Genomic DNA, 17,186 nt, shown 5'->3' on the forward strand with positions numbered 1-17,186 from the left:
CGCCACGCTTGCTCCCAACTGACACCATGCTGCTGGCATCACTCTTGCTGGTCGATCGCCAGGACGATCGGCAAGGCGATGATCAGGCTGGAGTGTGGTGCAATGCGTTCTGTGCTCAAGGACGGGGGCGGTGAGACCGCTGGCAAGCCGCCGCGACGCATGGATCCGCTGCGCTTGCGCGGCAAGGGTCCGTTATGGGCCGGCCTGGTAATCCTTCTGGCCGTGGATCTCGTGCTCGCGGCCGCGGCCTGGAATGCCGTCGGTTTCTTCCGCCATTGAGCCGTCATTCTCCAGCGTCAGCATGCCGCCGGTGAGGTAGGCGATCTGGTTGACGGCGAGGCAGGCGACGACGATTGGAGCACCGGTGGCAAAAGTAAAGCCGCCGGATTGGAGCACGATCGCTGCCAGCACCGCGATCAGCGGTGACACCAGCATCAATGTCCAAACCCGAAAGTACAAACCGGTTGCCAGCCCGGCGAGCGTGCTGGTCAATAAAAGCGTCAAGGCGATTGTCACATTTTCAGACCAGTTGGAGCGGAGGGCGCGCCGCAGGTCATAGTCGGTCAGTCGGATCGCACGAACAAGGACGTCAACGCCCTCAGCCGGAAGTACACGGACTTAGTCTTAATTGGTAAAATGCGGATTAAATTTGATTTGTTCCAGCACGCATCGAAACTTTGCACCGCTCATTTCTCCCTGAAGGCGCGGTGCACCTGGTCGGCCAGCGGCTTAATTAGATATGACAGCACCGTCCGTTCGCTGGTCGGGATGAAGACCTCGACCGGCATGCCCGGCAGCAGATGCGTGGTCGCGAGCTTGTTCAGCTCCGACGGCGGAATCGCAATGCGTACAAGGAAGTAGGTCGGGGCCGTCTTGTCGTCGCGGGAGACGTCCGCGCCGATCCGGCTGACCTCGCCCTCGATCTCGGGCGTGGTGCGCTGGTTGAAGTTGGTGAAGCGCAGGACCGCCGAAGCGGCCAGCTTGACCTGATCGATATCCTGCGGCGCAACATGAGTTTCCACGATCAGGTTGTCCCGGTCGGGCACGATGGTCATGATGGTTTCGCCGGCCGCGATGACGCCGCCCTGGGTGTGGATGGTGAGGTCGTGTACGACGCCGGCCTGCGGCGCGCGGATCTCGAGCTTCTCGGTCTGGTCCTTCGCGGTGACCTGCTTCTCGATCGTATCGGCATATTTGGCCCGGATGTCCGCCAGCTCCTTGGCGACGCCAGAGCGGAAATCCTGATCGACCTGCAGGATTTTCAGCTCGGTCTCCGAGATCTTGCCCCTGGCCTGCGCGATCGACGCGGTGAGCTGGCCGCGCTCGCCGAGCAGCCGTGCCGAATCGCGCTGCAGCGCACTGAGCCGCGACAGCGAGACCAGGCGCTGCTCCCAGAGCTGCTGCACGCCGGTCAATTCGTTGGCGATCAGGTCGGCTTCCTGCTTCTTGGCGTTCAACTGGTCCTGCATGCCGCTGATCTGCTCCTTGAGCTGCGCGATCTGCTCCTTCAATTGCTGCTTCTGCCCTTCGTTGGCGTCCTTGCGCAGCTGGAAGAACCGGCGCTCGCCCGAGACGACAGCCTGCGCTGAGGGATCGCTGAGCGAGGCAACGCTGTCGGGGAATGCGGTCTCGGCGTCTCCGTCGCGCTCGGCCTGCAGCCGCGCCCGGCGCGCCTCGAGCTCCCACAGGCTCTTGGTCACTGCGGTGAGATTGGCCTGCGCCACCGTCTCGTCCATCAGGATCAACAGATCATTCTTCGCGACGCGGCTGCCGTCCTCGACCAGCAGCTTCTTGGCGACGCCGCCGGACGGATGCTGCACCTTCTTGACGCTGGATTCGACCACCAGCGACCCTTGCGAGATGATCGCGCCCGACATTTTGGTGGCGGCACCCATGATGCCGATGCTGGCAACGAGGAATGCCGCGGCCATGGCGACCGCCAGGATGTGCTGACGGACCGACTGCCGGGCGCTAGGCATCTTGCCGGGGCTCCGCTTCCTTCTTGCGCTTGCGCCGCACCGCGACTGGTTCAGGCCCTGCGGCTGCGGCCGGCGCGGGCTGTGCCGCCTTCGGCGCCAGCAGCGGCAGCACCGAGGCGGTCGTGCCGAACACCTGCATGCGTCCTTCGTTCAGCACCAGCATGTGATCGACCGCTTGCAGCACGGCCGGCCGGTGCGCGATCACGACCACGATGCCGCCGCGGGCGCGCACCCGCGCGATGGCGAGGATCAGCGCGCGTTCGCCCTCGGCATCGAGGTTCGAGTTCGGCTCGTCGAGCACGACCAGGAACGGATCGCCATAGAGCGCGCGGGCCAGCGCGATACGCTGCCGCTGGCCGCCCGACAGCATCAGGCCGCCGTCGCCGACTTCGGTCTCGTAGCCATCCGGCAGCCGGAGGATCAGCTCATGCACACCGGCCTCGCGCGCGGCGGCGAGCAATTTGCCGGCGTCGGGCACAGCGGCGAAGCGGCAGATGTTCTGCGCCACCGTGCCGCGGAACAGGGCGACGTCCTGCGGCAGGTAGCCGAGCGACGGGCCGAGCGCGAGCGGATCCCATTGCGAGAGCGTAGCGCCGTCGATCCGGATCACGCCGCGCACCGGCGCGCCGACGCCGACCAGCGCGCGCGCCAGGGTCGATTTGCCGGAGCCGCTCGGGCCGACCACTGCGACCGCGTTGCCGGCGTGCAGCGCGAAGCTCACTTCGTGCAGCACCACCGCGTCGCTCGCCGGTGCGGTCAGGCTGATCGAGGTGACGCGAACCTCGCTGTTCGGCGCCGGCAACGGGGTGAAGGCCAGCCGCGATGGCACTGCGGTCAACGCTTCGGCAAGCCGGCCGAAGCTGGCGCGGACCGCGATGAAGCCGCGCCAGTTGGCGATCGCAAGCTCGATCGGTGCCAGCGCGCGAATGGAGAGAATGGTGGCGGCCAGCATCACGCCGGCGGTCGCCTGCTGGTTGATCACGAGCCAGGCGCCGAGCGCCAGCACGCCGGATTGCAGGATCATGCGCAGGAAGCGCGAGGCGCTGCCGAACGTGCCGGTCAGGTCGGAGGTCACGCGCTGGGCGTTGAGATAGGCCTGCGTGCGCTCCGACCACAATTCGGACATCCGCTGCTGCATGCCGAGCGCGTGCACGACCGGCGCGTGGTGGAATGCGGTCTCCGCCATCTGCCGCCGCGACGAGGCAAGCGCCACCAGCGAACGGGTCGGTGCACGCGTGAACAGCTCGGCGGCGACCGTGATCAGCGCCAGCGCGACCGCGCCGCCGGCCACCGCCAGCCCCATCAGCGGATGAAACAACGTACAGACGATGATGTAGAGCGGGGTCCATGGCAGGTCGAAGATCGCGACCAGGCCGCTGCCGGCGATGAAGCCCCTGATCGTGTCGAGGTCGCGCATGATCTGCAGGCCGTCGCCGTTCGGCCGGCTGAGCGCATCATGCTGCACGCTGTCGAACACGGCGCCGCGGATGGTCTCGTCGAAAATCTCGGCGATGCGCGCCAAGAGCCGGCTGCGCAGCACGTCGACGCCGGCCTGCACGACGAGCAGCACCAGTGCGATCACGAGCAGGCCGACCAGGGTCGCGATGCTGCGGCTCGGCAGCACGCGGTCGTAGGTCTGCAGCATGAAGACCGGGCCGACCAGCATCAAGAGATTGACGAGGCCGCTCGCCATCGCCACCGCGACCAGCGCGCCGCGCACGGCCGTGATCGCATCCCGGATTTCAACCGGCAGTGAGGAGAAGCGTTTGCCCTGACCGATCATCGCGCCCCGCGGATGTTCAAGCCTGTGATGCCCATTGGACATGGAGAGGGAGTTGCGGAGGCGCGGCGCGCCCGCGCTTCCGCCGGTTTGCGGCAACCTCAGAGGATATGTGTGCCGTGCGCATCAAGGATGCCGTGACCATGTGTGAGCGGCGAGAGCAGATCATGCGCGATCGCGCCGAGATCGACCGGCGCGGACACCGGCGCGCTCGCGGCGTGTCCGGAGGTGCTGCTGTCGCCGAGCAGATTGAGGTTGAGGCTGCCGAGCAGATTGCCGGCCAGTCCGTCGGCGCCGACGCCGCCGAGGTTCGGAATGTTGAGCCCGTGCGTGCCGGTCAGGGCGCCGAGGTCGAGCAGATGCGGCCCGCTCTGGCCGGTGTCGACGGCGTTGATGTCGGCGGCATGGTGATCGCCTGACGTCGGCGCCGCGAGGATGTCGAGCGTCGCTCCGCTCGATTGCAGCGGGCCAATAGTGACGCCGGCCCCATGGCTGCCGCTGGAGCCGCCGGTGAGGCCGCCCAGCAACCCGCCGCCGTTTGCGGCGTCGCCGCCGGGATTGAGCAGGCCGTTACCGAGAAGCCCGTTACCGAGAACGCCATGGCTGAGCTGGTTGACCAGCCCGGATACCGGGCTCAGCAGACCATCGATCTCGGAGACGACGGTATTCGCCAGCCCCGAGACGGCATGGACGACGTCGGAAATGTCGGCGCCGAGATGCGCGATGGTCTCGCCGAGATTGCCGGCGAGGAGCTGTCCCGGCACGTCCACGATGTCGGCGCCCAGATTGGCATGGCCGCCGCCGGTGCCGCTTGCGCTGATGCTGCCGAGGTTGAGCGCCTGCCCGAGATTGGTGACGCCATGCAGCGCATCGGGCAGGGCGGTCGCCTGGGAGAGGAGGTCGGCTGCGGAATGCATCCCGCCCACGGCGGTACCGGCGGTATCGGGCACCGGTTGCAGCGTTCCGCCCGAGGGCGAGAGCGCCGGTGCCGGGCCCGGTTCGGCGGGCAACACCGCGTTCAACAAATCGCCGGCCACCGGCAGATCGGCGGTGTACAGCAAGCCCCCGGCCAGCGGCAAATCGGAACCGGCCGCGCCGGCAGCGCCATCGCCGAGCAGGGACGTCGCACTCTCCAGGAGATTCGCCGCCGGCAACAGGACCGCCAGAGGGGCGATCAGGCCGTTGGCCGGCTGACTGGCCGCCGTATCGGCCGGACCGTCGTCAGGCAGAACAGATGCCAGCGACGGCGGAAGATCGGCGAGGCCGCCGGTGGGGTTTGCGAGCAGCGCGGTCGAGCCCGCCAGAACCTCGACCATCCGGTCGGCAGCGTTGCTGGATAGAGAGCTACTCATAGGCGCATCTCCCGCTGGGTGAGGCAGCATTCCGGCTACGCCCGATCGGGGGAATAGTTGCCGGACCCCCGGCGCGGTGTTCGCGGCATGGCGAAAGCACCCTTACGCGGAAGGCGACAAACTGCTGAAAATTAGAGGAGAGGCGCGAGTCCGCCGGAGACGGTCTGTCCTCGTGCCGCCGCGCTGCCGGCCGCGCAGACAAAAGGGCCGGATCTCGATCCGGCCCTTTCAGGTCTCATGAAACCGGCGCGAGAGCTCAGGCCGCCTTCAGCAGGCCTTCCTTCTTCAGCGCTTCCTGCACCTTCGGGCGCGCCGCGACGCGGGCCTTGTAGGCGGTCACGTTCGGCAGGCCGGAGAAGTCGAAGCCGAGCCGGTCCTGCGCCCACATCATCATGGTGAAGAGGTAGCCGTCGGCGACCGTGAACTGGTTGCCCATCAGGTATTCGCGTCCGGCGAGCTGGCTCTCGACATACTTGAACTTGCCCATGGCGCGGTCCTTGAAGAAGGCCTTGGCGTCGTCGGCGAGCACCGGCGAGAACATCGGGCCGAGATTCTTGTGCAGCTCGGTCGTGATGTAGTTCAGCCATTCGAGCAGCTTGTAGCGTTCGTTGGAATCGCGGGCCGGCGCCAGATTCTTGTCGGCGACCCGGTCGGCGATCATCTGGATGATGATCGGGCCTTCGGTGACCATCTCGCCGGTATCCAGCGCCAGCGTGGGCACCTGGCCCTTCGGGTTGACTTGCAGGAAATCGTCGCCGTTTTCGAGCTTCTTGGCGCGCAGGTCGACCTTGACCAGGTCGTAGGGCAGGCCGGCTTCGAGCAGGGCGATGTGGGGGGAGAGGGAGCAGGCACCGGGGGAGTAATAGAGCTTCATGGGGGTATTCCTTCCCTTGTTCTTGGCGTCCGGAGAGGGATTGCCTACATGCGCCTGCATGAAATAGTCAAGATTGATGCAGATGCATTCAGTGCGGTACACTCGGTTCCGGGACCTATGGACTAGACCATGAAACGCAAGCTATCGAGCGAGGCGACGGCCGCCTGGATCCGCCTGATGCGGGTGCCGAGCCGGGTGCTGGACTGTGTCGAGCACGACCTGAAGAAGGCCGGCTTTCCGCCGCTCGCCTGGTATGACGCTTTGCTCGAGCTGTCGCGCGCGCCGTCGGGCGAGCTGCGCCCGGTCGAGCTCGAGCGTCAGATGCTGATCCCGCAATATTCGACGTCGCGGCTGATCGACAAGCTGGTCGACGAGGGGCTTGCCGCCCGGCGCGAATGCAAGATCGACAAGCGCGGCCAGTTCGTCGAGATCACCGAGGCCGGCCGCGAGCTCCAGAAGAAGATGTGGAGCGCCTATTCCGCTGCGATCGACAAGCATGTCGGCTCGAAATTGTCCGATGCCGACGCGGCCAGGCTGTGCGGCCTGCTCGACCGTCTCGGCTGCTCCTGCGGTGACGGCAAGACCGATACCAAGGTCGATGCGAAGAACGATACCAAGGCCGCGCCGGTGCGAGACGGCGTGCCTGCCCGATGATATTCCTGATCCCATCATCCGCGGCCGTTGCGGCCCACGGATGTCCCTGCCACCGCGCGCCTTCGATCGAAGCGCCCTTGAGTTGGATTTTCTATGGCGCGTGACCAGATCGACATGACGCCGCTGCAATCGCGCGACGAACTCGTGGCGTGGATTGAAGCCGGTGTGAAGCCCGAGTCCGAATTCCGGATCGGCACCGAGCACGAGAAGACGCCGTTCACGCTCGAAGGCCATCAGCCCGTGCCCTATGAGGGCGCCAAGGGCATCGGCGCGCTGCTCGAAGGCATGAAGCTCTTGCTCGGCTGGGAGCCGATCATGGAGCGCGGCAACATCATCGGGCTCTATGACGTCACCGGCGGCGGCGCGATCTCGCTCGAGCCGGGCGGGCAGTTCGAACTGTCGGGCGCGCCGGTCGAAACCGTGCATCAGACCCAATCGGAATTGATGGCGCATCTGGCGCAGGTGCGGGAGATCGCAACCCCGCTCGGCATCGGCTTCCTCGGTCTCGGCATGACGCCGTCCTGGTCGCGGGCGCAGATCCCACCGATGCCCAAGGGCCGCTACAAGATCATGTCCAACTACATGCCGAAGGTCGGCAAATACGGCCTCGACATGATGTACCGGACCTGCACGGTGCAGACCAATCTCGACTTCTCCTCCGAAGCCGACATGGTGAAGAAGCTGCGGGTGTCGGTGGCGTTGCAGCCGATCGCGACCGCGCTGTTCGCCAATTCGCCGTTCACCGAAGGCAAGCCCAACGGCTTCCTGTCGTTCCGCTCCGAGATCTGGCGCGACACCGACAACGCGCGAAGCGGCATGATTCCGTTCGCGTTCGAGGACGGCATGGGCTTCGAGCGCTATGTCGATTACGCGCTCGACGTTCCGATGTATTTCGTCAAGCGCGGCGATGACTATGTCGACGTCTCCGGCTCGTCGTTCCGCGATTTCTTCGCCGGCAAGAATGCCGTCTTGCCCGGCGAGCGGCCGACCTTGTCGGACTGGGCCAATCATCTCTCGACCATCTTCCCCGAGGTCCGGCTGAAGCGTTACCTCGAAATGCGCGGCGCCGACGGCGTGCCGTGGGGCCGGCTGCCGGCGCTGCCGGCGTTCTGGGTCGGCCTGCTCTACGACCATGACAGCCTCGATGCCGCCTGGGACATCGTCCGGCACTGGACCGCGCCGGAGCGGCAGGCGTTGCGTGACGACGTGCCGCGTTTCGGCTTCAAGGCGCGGATCAAGGATCGCTATCTGTTCGAGATCGCCAAGGAGTGCCTGATCCTGTCGCATGCCGGATTGCGTCGGCGCGGCCGGATCGATCATCTCGGACGCGACGAGAGCCGTTTCCTCGAACCGCTCGAGCGCATCATCGAGACCGGCCGCTCGCCGGCGGAAGAGATGCTCGAGAAGTTCAACGGCGCCTGGAAGGGCTCGGTGGACCCGGCCTATCAGGAGTACGCCTTCTAATTTGCGCTCAGCCCGGATCCTTGCGGGGAACGCGCACGGACGGCGGTGGCATCGCACCTGCCGCACCAAGCGCCGTTCATCAGCCGTACAGGTTCATGGCGTTCAAATGACGCCCCGCAAAACGCGCGGGGCTGCGCGAATTTGAAAGCAATCTCATGGGGATAGGTCGCCTCTTTAGGGCGTGTGCGGTGATGTTTGCGGTCCTTGCGGCCGCGGTCGCCGCGCGTCCGGCATTGGCGCAGACCAATTTCGACCGTCCCGGCGGCGACTATCTGAACGCGCCGGTGACATCAGGCGATCCCGCCGATTGCGCGCTCACCTGCGAGCGCGACCGCCGCTGCCGCGCGTGGACGTTCAGCTATCCGACCGACGTCAGCAACGGCGCGGTGTGCTGGCTGAAGAGCACCGTGCCGCCGCGGGTGCCGGACACTTGCTGCGTCTCGGGAGTGCGCGGCGCGGGCGTGGTCGAGCCGCGCAACGGCGCCATCGAAACCTCGATCGACCGCCTCGGCGGCGATTACAAGAATTTCGAACTCAAGAGCAGCGACGGCGACGAGGCCTGCCAGGCCGCCTGCACCGCCGACAACAAGTGCCGCGCCTGGACCTACGCCCGGCCTGGCTATGCCGGCCGCGACGCGCACTGCTTCCTGAAGAAAGAGATCAAGCCGCCGCGGCGGAAAGCAGGATTCACGTCGGGCGTGGTGCGGTGACGCGCAAGGCGCGTCATTCCGGGGCGATGCGCAGCATCGAACCCGGAATCTCGAGATTCCCCGATGCGCGATTGCGCATCTGAGGTCTGGTGCTAGCACCATCCCGGAATGACATTGATGAAAGCTCACTCTGCCGGCAGGACCGTGATCTCCGGCCACAGCGCCTTCCAGCGCGCGGCCTTCGTCGCATAATTCACCGCCGAAAAATTCGCGGTCCGGTTCGGCCGCACGATCATGCCGCTGACATCGTCAAAGCCGCTTGGCGCATAGACGTCGTAGCCTGTGGCGTTACGACGGATGCCGACCTGCACGTTCGCGCTGAGGAAGCGATCGATGCCGTCGGTCGACCGCGACAGCGCCGGGTAGGGCAGGCCGTGCTTGCCGGGATACCAGAGATGGACGCGGGCCTGGTTGCGCGCCTCGATCGCGACCCCGAGATGGCCGAGCCGCGCCTTGAGGTCGCGGATCACGATGTCCTCGGCCCCCCATGACGTGTCCGGGTCGAAATAGAAGATGTCGTAGTCGCTGATGCCGTGATCGAGTGGCCGGTCGGACAGCACGTTCCACACGGTCTGCACCAGGCAGCCGGCCACCAGCCAGGCATCGGGCAAACCGAGGCGGTGCAGCTCGTCGGTGATCGCTCGATTGACCGGGGCGCGCAGCGCCGCAGCGAGGAATTCGTCCTGGGTCATACTTCCATATCTCTCCCCGTCATTGCGAGGAGCGAAGCAACGAAGCAATCTATCGACCCGTTATGCCGTGACATGGATTGCTTCGCTACGCTCGCAATGACGGATGAGGGTCATGCCATCGTCGCGTCATATTCCCGGACCGCCTTCTTCGAGGCCAGCGTTCGCCAGTGCCGGCGCAGCAGCGGCTCGATGGTCGCGCGTTTGGCTTTCGACAGGCGGATCAGTACGGTCGGGTAATCGCGGTAGTGGTCGGTGAAATAGAACACCTTCGGCTGGCTCTCGACCAGCATGTCGCGCTCGTCGGGCGGCACGCCCGGCACCACCAGGCTGTCACCGTCCTCCTTGAGCCGTACCAGCATCTTCTTGCGTACCTTCAGCGCCGGGGTGCCGTAGGATGTGCCGTCCTCGACCTCCGGCCACGCCAGCACCAGGGTCCTGACGTCGTCGAAGGTCACGTTGGCAAGCTCACTGCACCGAGGTGAAGAAACGCGCGAGGCGGAAACCGGAGAGCCAGGTCCAGACCGGCTGGCTGCGGATACCCATGTCCCAGGAGCCGACCACCGCGTCGGCGCGGCCGATCAGATTGTCGATCGGCAGCAGGCCAACGCCGCCGTCGCGCACCGGCACGCGGCTGTCGGCGGAGTTATCCCTGTTGTCGCCGAGCACGAACAGCTTGCCGGGCGGCACCGTCACCTCGTCGGTGTTGTCGAGCCGGCCGTTGTTGCGGATCTTGAAGATCGCGTGGCTGACCCCGTTCGGCAGCGTCTCGACATAGCGGTAGGCATCCTCGCCGCCGCCGCGATCGTCTTCGGCAAAGCCGGTGCCGTCGGGCTTCAGCGCCGCCGGATGATCGTTGATGAAGAGCTGGCCCTGCCGCATCTGGATGCGATCGCCGGGCAGCCCGACCACGCGCTTGACCCAAGCCTGCGAGCGGTCGCCCGGCCAGCGGAATACGACCACGTCGCCGCGCTTCGGCGTCTCGCCGAACACGCGGCCGGTTTCCGGCAACGTAATCTGGATCGGCAGCGAAGCCGCGCCGTAGCCATAGGGATATTTCGAGGCGACCAGTGCATCGCCGATCAGGAGCGTCGGCTCCATCGAGCCCGACGGCACGTAGAACGGCTCGGCGATCGCGCCCTTGGCCAGGAACACGACGGCCACGATCGCCGCCAGTTGCACGGCCTGTCCGCGCCAACTGGTCGTCTTGGCCGCCACGACTTCGTTTCCGCTGCTCACTAGCCTGTTCCTCCGACCGTAATCCGTTCCATTCTGAGCGTCGGCTGGCCGACGCCAACCGGCACACCCTGACCGTTCTTGCCGCAGGTGCCGATTCCCGTATCCAGCGCAAGATCGTTGCCGATCATGGTGATCCTGTGGAGATCGGTCGGCCCGTTGCCGATCAGCATGGCGCCCTTCAGCGGCGCACCGAGCTTGCCGTTCTCGATCTTGTAGGCCTCGGTGCACTGGAACACGTATTTGCCGGAGGTGATGTCGACCTGGCCGCCGCCGAAATTGGCGGCGTACATGCCGTTCTTCACCGAAGCGATGATCTCGGCCGGGTCGCGGTCGCCGGACAGCATGTAGGTGTTGGTCATGCGCGGCATCGGCACATGGGCATAGCTCTGGCGGCGTCCATTGCCGGTCGGCTTCATGCCCATCAGCCGGGCGTTCTGGCGGTCCTGCATGTAGCCGACCAAAATGCCGTCCTCGATCAGCACGGTGCGGTTGGTCGGCGTGCCCTCGTCGTCGATGGAAAGAGAACCACGGCGCGCCGCCATGGTGCCGTCGTCGACCACGGTGACGCCCTTGGCGGCGACCTGCCGGCCCATCAATCCTGCGAAAGCGGACGTCTGCTTGCGGTTGAAGTCGCCTTCCAGCCCATGGCCGACGGCCTCATGCAGCATCACGCCGGGCCAGCCGGCTCCTAACACCACGTCCATCTCGCCGGCGGGTGCCGGCACCGATTCGAGATTGACCAGCGCCTCGCGCAGCGCGCCGTCGGCGGCGTCGCGCCAGGCCTTGGTTTCGATGAAGCGCGCATAGCCCTCGCGGCCGCCATAGCCCTTGCTGCCGCTCTCCTGCCGGTCGCCCTGGCCGGCGACCACGGTGATGTTGACGCGCACCAGAGGGCGGATGTCGCGATAGCTCTCGCCGTCGGGCCGCAGGATTTCGACCACCTGCCAGGTCGCGGTGAGGCTGGCCGAGACCTGCCGCACCCGCGGGTCCTTGTCTCTGACATAGGCGTCGATCTCGCCGAGCAGCTTTACTTTTGCCTCGAACGCCGGTCCGTCCAGCGGGTTCTCGTCGCCATAGAGTTTGACATTGGTGTGGGCCGGCGCCGCGGAGAAGGTGCCGGCATAGCCGCCGCGCACCGCCGCGACCGCGTCCGCGGCGCGGATCAGCGCCGAGATCGAGACGTCGGAGGAATGCGCATAGCCGACCGCGTCGTCCTTGACCGCGCGCAGGCCAAAGCCCTGCGAGGTGTCATAGGTCGCCTGCTTCAGCCGGCCGTTGTCGAACACCAGCGCCTCGGTCTGCCCGAACTCCAGGAACAACTCGCCGTCGTCGGCACCTTCAAGCCCGCGCGCCACCTCGCGGCGGACGGCATCGCGGTCCAGATTGGCGCGGTCGAGCAGGGAGGTCGTGGCAGGATTGGTCATGGTCACTCCAACGCAATGCGATGTCTTGGCGATTCCTTGGGCGATTCCTTGCCATCCTTGCCCGAAGCGCAACTGATTGCCAGTGCGGAACCCGCAGCAGGGACTTCTCGGGGATTGAAGCAGAGACGAGCGGAAAACTCATCTTACAACCCGGAAACCTGTGCCGGTCCCGGTTCGGGCCTGGACGGCGATCGTCAAACATAGTGCTTGGGGTGGCAAACCGGGAGTGCCTGCGACAGGGACGTCGATCACGGCAGCCGCTCGCAATCCTCACCTTGTCGTCATCAGCCGGTGCGCCGACCCGCCTTCTGCGGCTGGCTTTCCGGCGCGCCGCCATCGCTCGACGGCTCAGGCTTCGGATGCGCGGCGTGGTCAGCCGCCCCCTGCGCCGAGGTCGGAAAACCATGCTCCTGCGCCCAGCGGTACAGCTCGTCGAACACCGGCTTGAGCGCCTTGGCTGACGGCGTCATCTCATACTCAACCCGCGGCGGCACTTCGGGATAGACCGTGCGCTTGACGAGGCCGTTGGCCTCCAGGTCGCGCAGCTGCGTGGTCAGCATGTGCTGGGTGACGCCGGGGATCGCCTGCCGCAATTCGCCGAATCGCCGCTTGCGGTCGACCAGCTGCCAGAGGATGTCGCCCTTCCATTTCCCGGCCAGCACCGAAAGCGCCCGATGAAATTGCGCCGACAGGTCGCCGTTGCACGGCTCGGATGCCGCCGGAGGCTCTGGAGGCTCAATAGTCAGTTTTTTCATACTACCTCACAAAAAGCATCCTACTTGTTCTTTTCATCTTACTCCCGAATTTAGCCCATCGAAAGCCGCGGGTCCTGCCGCCGAAGGGGCGGGGCCGCACGGTCCGGTCGGTTCGAACAATTGGGGAGTCATCCATGTCAGTTGCTGTTGCCGCGGCGCCGTCGCGCTGGAAATCCGTCAGCCTCTGGATCGTCAGGGGACTGCTTGCGCTGGCCTTTGCCGTCGCGGGTGCCGCCAAGTTTTACGGCGTGCCGATGCTGGTCGAGGAATTCGAGCATATCGGGCTCGGCCAATGGTTTCGCTATTTCACGGGATCGCTGGAGCTGCTCGGCGCGCTCCTGATCCTGCTGCCCCCGGTCGCTGCCTTCGGCGGCGTGCTGCTGAGCTGCATCATGGTCGGCGCGACCATCAGCCATCTGTTCGTAATCGGCGGCTCGCCGGTGCCGGCCCTCGTGCTGCTGACGTTGAGCGCGATCGTCGCCTACGCCAAGCGCGGCCAGTTCGCCTTGCTTGCGAGTGCGCCGTGAGGCGGTCGCGATGCGCCTGTCTCGCCGCATCCTGACGCTGGCCGCGGGGCTCGCGCTCGCCTTCGCGGTGCCGTTCGCCGTGACCTTGCTGCTCACCGGCTCGGTCTCGGCGGTCTCCAAACCTGAACCAAAGAAGCCCGAGCCGCGCGTGCACCACGTGGTGCTGCCGATCAACTCAGACGATCCGACCACGATGCGGGCGCTGATCTCGACCGCGCTCAATCTCCCGAAACATTACCGGGAGCGCAACGAGCCGTTCGAGATCGAGGTCGTCGCCTATAATGCCGGCGTCCACATGCTGCGCGCCGATACCTCGCCGGTGAAGGACCTGTTGCGGGCGGTGCGGGGGCTCACGCCCGACATTCGCTTCGTGGTCTGCGAAGCCACCAAGCTCGGCATGGAGCGCGCCGAGGGCCATCAGCTCGTCCTGCTCGACAATGTCGACCTGGTGCCGAACGGGCCCGGGCGCATCATCGAATTGCAGGAAGCCGGCTGGTCCTACATCCGGTCGTGAGCGATGCAGCGATCAAGCCAGGCGGAGAATCCATGACGTCAGCCCGAGCACCAACCCGCCGCACCGTCGTCGCCGGCCTGATCGGCGCCGGCGCTTCGCTCGCGATGCCGGCATGTGCCGGGTCGGGGCCGCCGCAATTCGGCACCATCCGGCATCAGTTCACGCTGGTTCAAGGCGCCCGCCCGGTGCCGGCGGTCGCGATCCCCGCGCTCGCCGGCGGCGCGATCGATCTCACCGCGTTCAAGGGCAGACTGGTGCTGGTGAACTTCTGGGCCACCTGGTGTGCGGCGTGCCGCACCGAGTTGCCGATGCTGGACCGGCTCGCCAACGGTGGCCGCAGCGACCTTGCTGTGGTCGCCGTCAGCACCGATCGCAACCGCGTGCTGGTGGCGCCCTACGTCAAGCAGCTCAAGCTCCGCCGTCTCGCGATCGGCTTCGATCCGGGCGGCCTCGTCTCGCGCGTCGATGCCGCCGAGGTCGATACGCCGTTTGCGCTCTATGGCATGCCGATCTCGTTCCTGATCGGCGTCACCGGGCAGGTCGAGGGCTACCTGACCGGCGAAGCGGATTGGCTGTCCGCCGACGCGAGCGGGTTGTTCGATTATTATGCGGGTGGGGGGCGCTGAGCCGGATTTGCCTGGTGTCGTGCGGCCCAATACGCTGGCGGGGCCATGAGCACGGTCGACATCGTTCCGATTCGCGAAGAGCATGCCGAGGGTTTTCACCGCACCCTCGACGTGGTCGCACGGGAGCGACGCTATTTGTCGTTTCTTGAGGCGCCGCCGATCGAAATGACGCGGGCCTTCGTCCGCGACAACATCGACAATGGCTTTCCGCAACTCGTCGCGCTCGCGAATGGCGAGGTGGTCGGCTGGTGCGACGTGAGGCGCAAGGCGAGGCCGATCCATGCCCATGTCGGCGTTCTCGGCATGGGCCTGTTGCCGGCCTTCAGAGGCCAGGGGCTCGGATTGAGGCTGATCCAGCAGGCACTCGCCGCGTCAAAGCGGTTCGGATTCCGTCGCGTGGAACTGACGGTGCGGGCGGAGAACGCAAATGCGGTCGCGCTGTACCGGAAGGCCGGCTTTGAGCTCGAAGGTCACCTCCGCGACGACGTTTGCGTCGACGGCGTCTACAGCGACCTGCTGGTGATGGGTGTGCTGCTCGAGTTGCCCTAGGGCAATTTGTCATACCCCTCCGCCAGCCCATTCAGGCTGAGCGGAAAGCCGATGCCTTCTTCCGGGGTCTCGAAGATGATGAAGGTCGCGGTCTTGGCGTTCTTGAGCTGGCCGAGCAGCTTGTCGTCCATCACGACCTCGGCGACGCAGCCATTGGGCAGGCAGCGCACGAAGCCGGCGCGGCCGACGTCCTGGTTGTCGAGCTTGAGGCCGAGACCGGAGGGCAGCAGCACGCCGAGCGGGGCGACCACGCGCATCAGCCGGCTCTTCTGGTCGGCGGTCTTCAGCACGATCACCGTCAGGCCGGCATTGGAGCGGTCTTCCGCTACCACGCTCTGGATCAGTGCGCATTGCTCGGCCTGGGCGCCGGGCGGGGTATCGCAGCGGATCTGCCAATCGCCATGGACCGAGCGCACCGCGCCTTGCGCATGCGCCGGCTGGGTCAGACCAAGGCAGAGGGCCAGAATCACGAGGCCGCCAAGCCAGCCGGCCGCCAAGCCTCTTGCCTGCAAACCGCTTGCCTGAATGTTCGAAGCGCCCATCCGGGTCGATCCTTTGATGTTCGGTCGGTCCAGCCGTCCGCCCGGCCGCCGCTAGCACATGCGATCATGACGCGCTCTCAAAAATCGCATCGTGATCTCATCTCTTTGTTTGAGCATGATCTTTTCGGAAACCGGTTGTCACTGTTCCGGATCGTGCCCGTTTGCCGACTGATACCGCAATGACGGCGCCTTGAAGGCGATCTTGAAGCCAATCCCGCGCCGGATTGAGGCAGCCCGCAGCGAATCAGGTTCCTGTGGGCTGCCCTGTCTGTGCCTACATCCGGCAATCCCCCTGTCAACTGCATGCGGCGATGTTTCGGCGACTTTCGCTTGATTTTGCGGGAAAAATCGCAAGCGTCAGGTTCATCGCAGGCGCATGGCTTCCGGCCCTACTACTGCATTGCGAGCGCCTGAGAATTATGGTTTGAGAGGCTGGATTTCGACGCGTTCTAGCGATCTGGCTCCCGTACCCACCTTGACTCAGAGACGGGTATGTCCGGAAGGCCGTTTGTCAGGGCGGATCGTGCTGCATTTTCGGCCGCATGCCGAGGGTGCTTTGGGGAATAATGCAAGGGAGCGCGAGCGGCATGAAGATGTCGATTGGCCGGTTGGGCAGGCAATTGCTGGGGTTGGCGGTGGCGGGTGTGGCGTCTGTCGCCGCGGGATCGGCCTTTGCCGAAATAGGGCAGCCGGCGCCGTGGGAGCACACGCTGCAGGAGGGCGTAACCCCGGTGATGGAAAACATCATCTGGTTTCATAACTTCCTGCTGGTGCTGATCACCCTGATCACGCTGTTCGTGCTGGCGCTGCTGGTCATCGTGGTGGTGAAGTTCAACGCCCGGGCCAATCCGGTCGCCTCGCGGACCACCCATAACACCCTGATCGAAGTGGCCTGGACGCTGATCCCGGTGCTGATCCTGGTCGGCATCGCGGTGCCGTCGTTCCGCCTGCTGTTCCTCGAACTGGACGTGCCGAAGCCCGACCTGACCGTGAAGGTCACCGGCAAGCAGTGGTATTGGTCCTACGCCTACCCGGACAGCGGCAAGTTCGAATTCGACTCGCTGCTAGCCTGCGACGAGACGCGGACCAAGTGCAACGCGCCGCGGCTGCTCTCGGTCGACAACGAGATGGTGGTTCCGGTCAACAAGGTGGTGCGGATCCAGACCACCGGCGCCGACGTGATCCACTCGTTCGCGGTGCCGGCCTTCGGCGTCAAGATCGACTCGATCCCCGGCCGCCTCAACGAGAGCTGGTTCAAGGCCACCAGGACCGGCGTGTTCTACGGCCAGTGCTCGGAACTGTGCGGCAAGGATCACGCCTACATGCCGATCGCGGTGCGGGTCGTCAGCGACCAGGAGTTCGCGACCTGGGTGGAAGGGGCGAAGAAGAAGTTTGCGACCAACCCGGCGAATTCCTACGCCTCGGCTGGTCAGGCGGCGCAATAAGCCTGAAGGCTTACGGCGCGGGATGGAATAAGGGCGACGGGACCGCAAGGTCCGAGAGGGACT

19 protein-coding genes are annotated in these 17,186 nt (G+C 65.7%); 8 read left to right on the plus strand and 11 right to left on the minus strand.

The features are described 5' to 3' along the window. Positions 1-192: 192 nt before the first annotated feature. The 5 genes from ACVILL_RS16480 to gstA form a co-directional block, all read right to left on the minus strand. Complete coding sequence (locus ACVILL_RS16480; RefSeq protein WP_456730013.1) at positions 193-492, minus strand: hypothetical protein; 300 nt, start codon at positions 490-492, stop codon at positions 193-195. A 194-nt stretch (positions 493-686) separates the two neighbouring features. Further along, positions 687-1,979, minus strand: a complete 1,293-nt coding sequence (locus ACVILL_RS16485) for an HlyD family type I secretion periplasmic adaptor subunit (protein ID WP_456730014.1) — start codon at positions 1,977-1,979, stop codon at positions 687-689. After that, positions 1,972-3,762, minus strand: a complete 1,791-nt coding sequence (locus ACVILL_RS16490) for a type I secretion system permease/ATPase (protein WP_456730015.1) — start codon at positions 3,760-3,762, stop codon at positions 1,972-1,974. The genes ACVILL_RS16485 and ACVILL_RS16490 overlap by 8 nt, the downstream gene beginning before the upstream one ends. A 98-nt stretch (positions 3,763-3,860) precedes the next feature. Beyond that, on the minus strand, positions 3,861-5,111 hold the full coding sequence (locus ACVILL_RS16495; protein WP_456730016.1) for a hypothetical protein: 1,251 nt from the start codon (positions 5,109-5,111) through the stop codon (positions 3,861-3,863). A gap of 256 nt (positions 5,112-5,367) precedes the next feature. Further along, a complete protein-coding gene (gene gstA / locus ACVILL_RS16500) occupies positions 5,368-5,985 on the minus strand; it encodes a glutathione transferase GstA (protein ID WP_456730017.1) in 618 nt (205 codons plus the stop codon). A gap of 129 nt (positions 5,986-6,114) precedes the next feature. Here gstA and ACVILL_RS16505 point away from each other — a divergent pair, with 129 nt between their 5' ends. From ACVILL_RS16505 to ACVILL_RS16515, 3 genes are all read left to right on the plus strand, one after another. Then, on the plus strand, positions 6,115-6,639 hold the full coding sequence (locus ACVILL_RS16505) for a MarR family winged helix-turn-helix transcriptional regulator (RefSeq protein WP_456730018.1): 525 nt from the start codon (positions 6,115-6,117) through the stop codon (positions 6,637-6,639). A 93-nt stretch (positions 6,640-6,732) separates the two neighbouring features. Further along, on the plus strand, positions 6,733-8,103 hold the full coding sequence (locus tag ACVILL_RS16510) for a glutamate--cysteine ligase (protein ID WP_456730019.1): 1,371 nt from the start codon (positions 6,733-6,735) through the stop codon (positions 8,101-8,103). 155 nt (positions 8,104-8,258) lie between these two features. Then, positions 8,259-8,813 (plus strand): PAN domain-containing protein, encoded by a 555-nt coding sequence (locus ACVILL_RS16515; RefSeq protein WP_456730020.1) that lies wholly within the window; start codon positions 8,259-8,261, stop codon positions 8,811-8,813. Positions 8,814-8,938: 125 nt separating this feature from the next. Here the strand turns inward: ACVILL_RS16515 and ACVILL_RS16520 are convergent, their stop codons facing one another. The 5 genes from ACVILL_RS16520 to ACVILL_RS16540 all read right to left on the minus strand — a co-directional run bounded on the left by ACVILL_RS16520 (position 8,939) and on the right by ACVILL_RS16540 (position 12,920). Continuing rightward, entirely contained in the window at positions 8,939-9,505 is a 567-nt protein-coding gene (locus ACVILL_RS16520; protein WP_456730021.1) for a nucleotidyltransferase family protein, read from the minus strand. A 110-nt stretch (positions 9,506-9,615) separates the two neighbouring features. Beyond that, positions 9,616-9,960, minus strand: coding sequence for an MmcQ/YjbR family DNA-binding protein (locus tag ACVILL_RS16525; protein ID WP_456730022.1), 345 nt, complete (start codon positions 9,958-9,960; stop codon positions 9,616-9,618). Between the two features lie 10 nt (positions 9,961-9,970). Beyond that, positions 9,971-10,741: a signal peptidase I gene (lepB, locus tag ACVILL_RS16530; protein ID WP_456730023.1), complete on the minus strand. Its 771-nt coding sequence runs from the start codon at positions 10,739-10,741 to the stop codon at positions 9,971-9,973. Next, positions 10,741-12,165 (minus strand): metalloprotease TldD, encoded by a 1,425-nt coding sequence (gene tldD / locus ACVILL_RS16535; protein WP_456730024.1) that lies wholly within the window; start codon positions 12,163-12,165, stop codon positions 10,741-10,743. The genes lepB and tldD overlap by 1 nt, the downstream gene beginning before the upstream one ends. Before the next feature lie 284 nt (positions 12,166-12,449). Continuing rightward, positions 12,450-12,920: a winged helix-turn-helix transcriptional regulator gene (locus ACVILL_RS16540; protein WP_456730025.1), complete on the minus strand. Its 471-nt coding sequence runs from the start codon at positions 12,918-12,920 to the stop codon at positions 12,450-12,452. A 134-nt stretch (positions 12,921-13,054) separates the two neighbouring features. On the opposite strand from ACVILL_RS16540, the gene ACVILL_RS16545 reads away from it, so the two are divergent. Genes ACVILL_RS16545 through ACVILL_RS16560 form a run of 4 tightly spaced genes read left to right on the plus strand, consistent with a single transcriptional unit; the run spans position 13,055 to position 15,136 of the window. Then, a complete protein-coding gene (locus ACVILL_RS16545; protein ID WP_456730026.1) occupies positions 13,055-13,447 on the plus strand; it encodes a DoxX family protein in 393 nt (130 codons plus the stop codon). Between the two features lie 10 nt (positions 13,448-13,457). Further along, the gene (locus ACVILL_RS16550; protein ID WP_456730027.1) at positions 13,458-13,961 is read left to right on the plus strand and encodes a DsrE family protein; all 504 of its coding nucleotides are present in this window, start codon (positions 13,458-13,460) and stop codon (positions 13,959-13,961) included. A gap of 32 nt (positions 13,962-13,993) precedes the next feature. Then, positions 13,994-14,587 (plus strand): TlpA family protein disulfide reductase, encoded by a 594-nt coding sequence (locus ACVILL_RS16555; RefSeq protein WP_456730028.1) that lies wholly within the window; start codon positions 13,994-13,996, stop codon positions 14,585-14,587. 45 nt (positions 14,588-14,632) lie between these two features. Further along, on the plus strand, positions 14,633-15,136 hold the full coding sequence (locus tag ACVILL_RS16560; RefSeq protein WP_456730029.1) for an N-acetyltransferase family protein: 504 nt from the start codon (positions 14,633-14,635) through the stop codon (positions 15,134-15,136). On the opposite strand, the gene ACVILL_RS16565 is transcribed toward ACVILL_RS16560, so the two are convergent. Further along, a complete protein-coding gene (locus tag ACVILL_RS16565; protein WP_456730030.1) occupies positions 15,133-15,678 on the minus strand; it encodes an invasion associated locus B family protein in 546 nt (181 codons plus the stop codon). The two genes, ACVILL_RS16560 and ACVILL_RS16565, sit on opposite strands and share 4 nt — an antisense overlap. A 587-nt stretch (positions 15,679-16,265) precedes the next feature. Between ACVILL_RS16565 and coxB the strand changes: the two genes are divergently transcribed. Further along, positions 16,266-17,123, plus strand: a complete 858-nt coding sequence (coxB, locus tag ACVILL_RS16570) for a cytochrome c oxidase subunit II (protein WP_456730031.1) — start codon at positions 16,266-16,268, stop codon at positions 17,121-17,123. Positions 17,124-17,186 lie beyond the last annotated feature (63 nt).

Source organism: Bradyrhizobium sp. USDA 3364 (assembly GCF_054056355.1).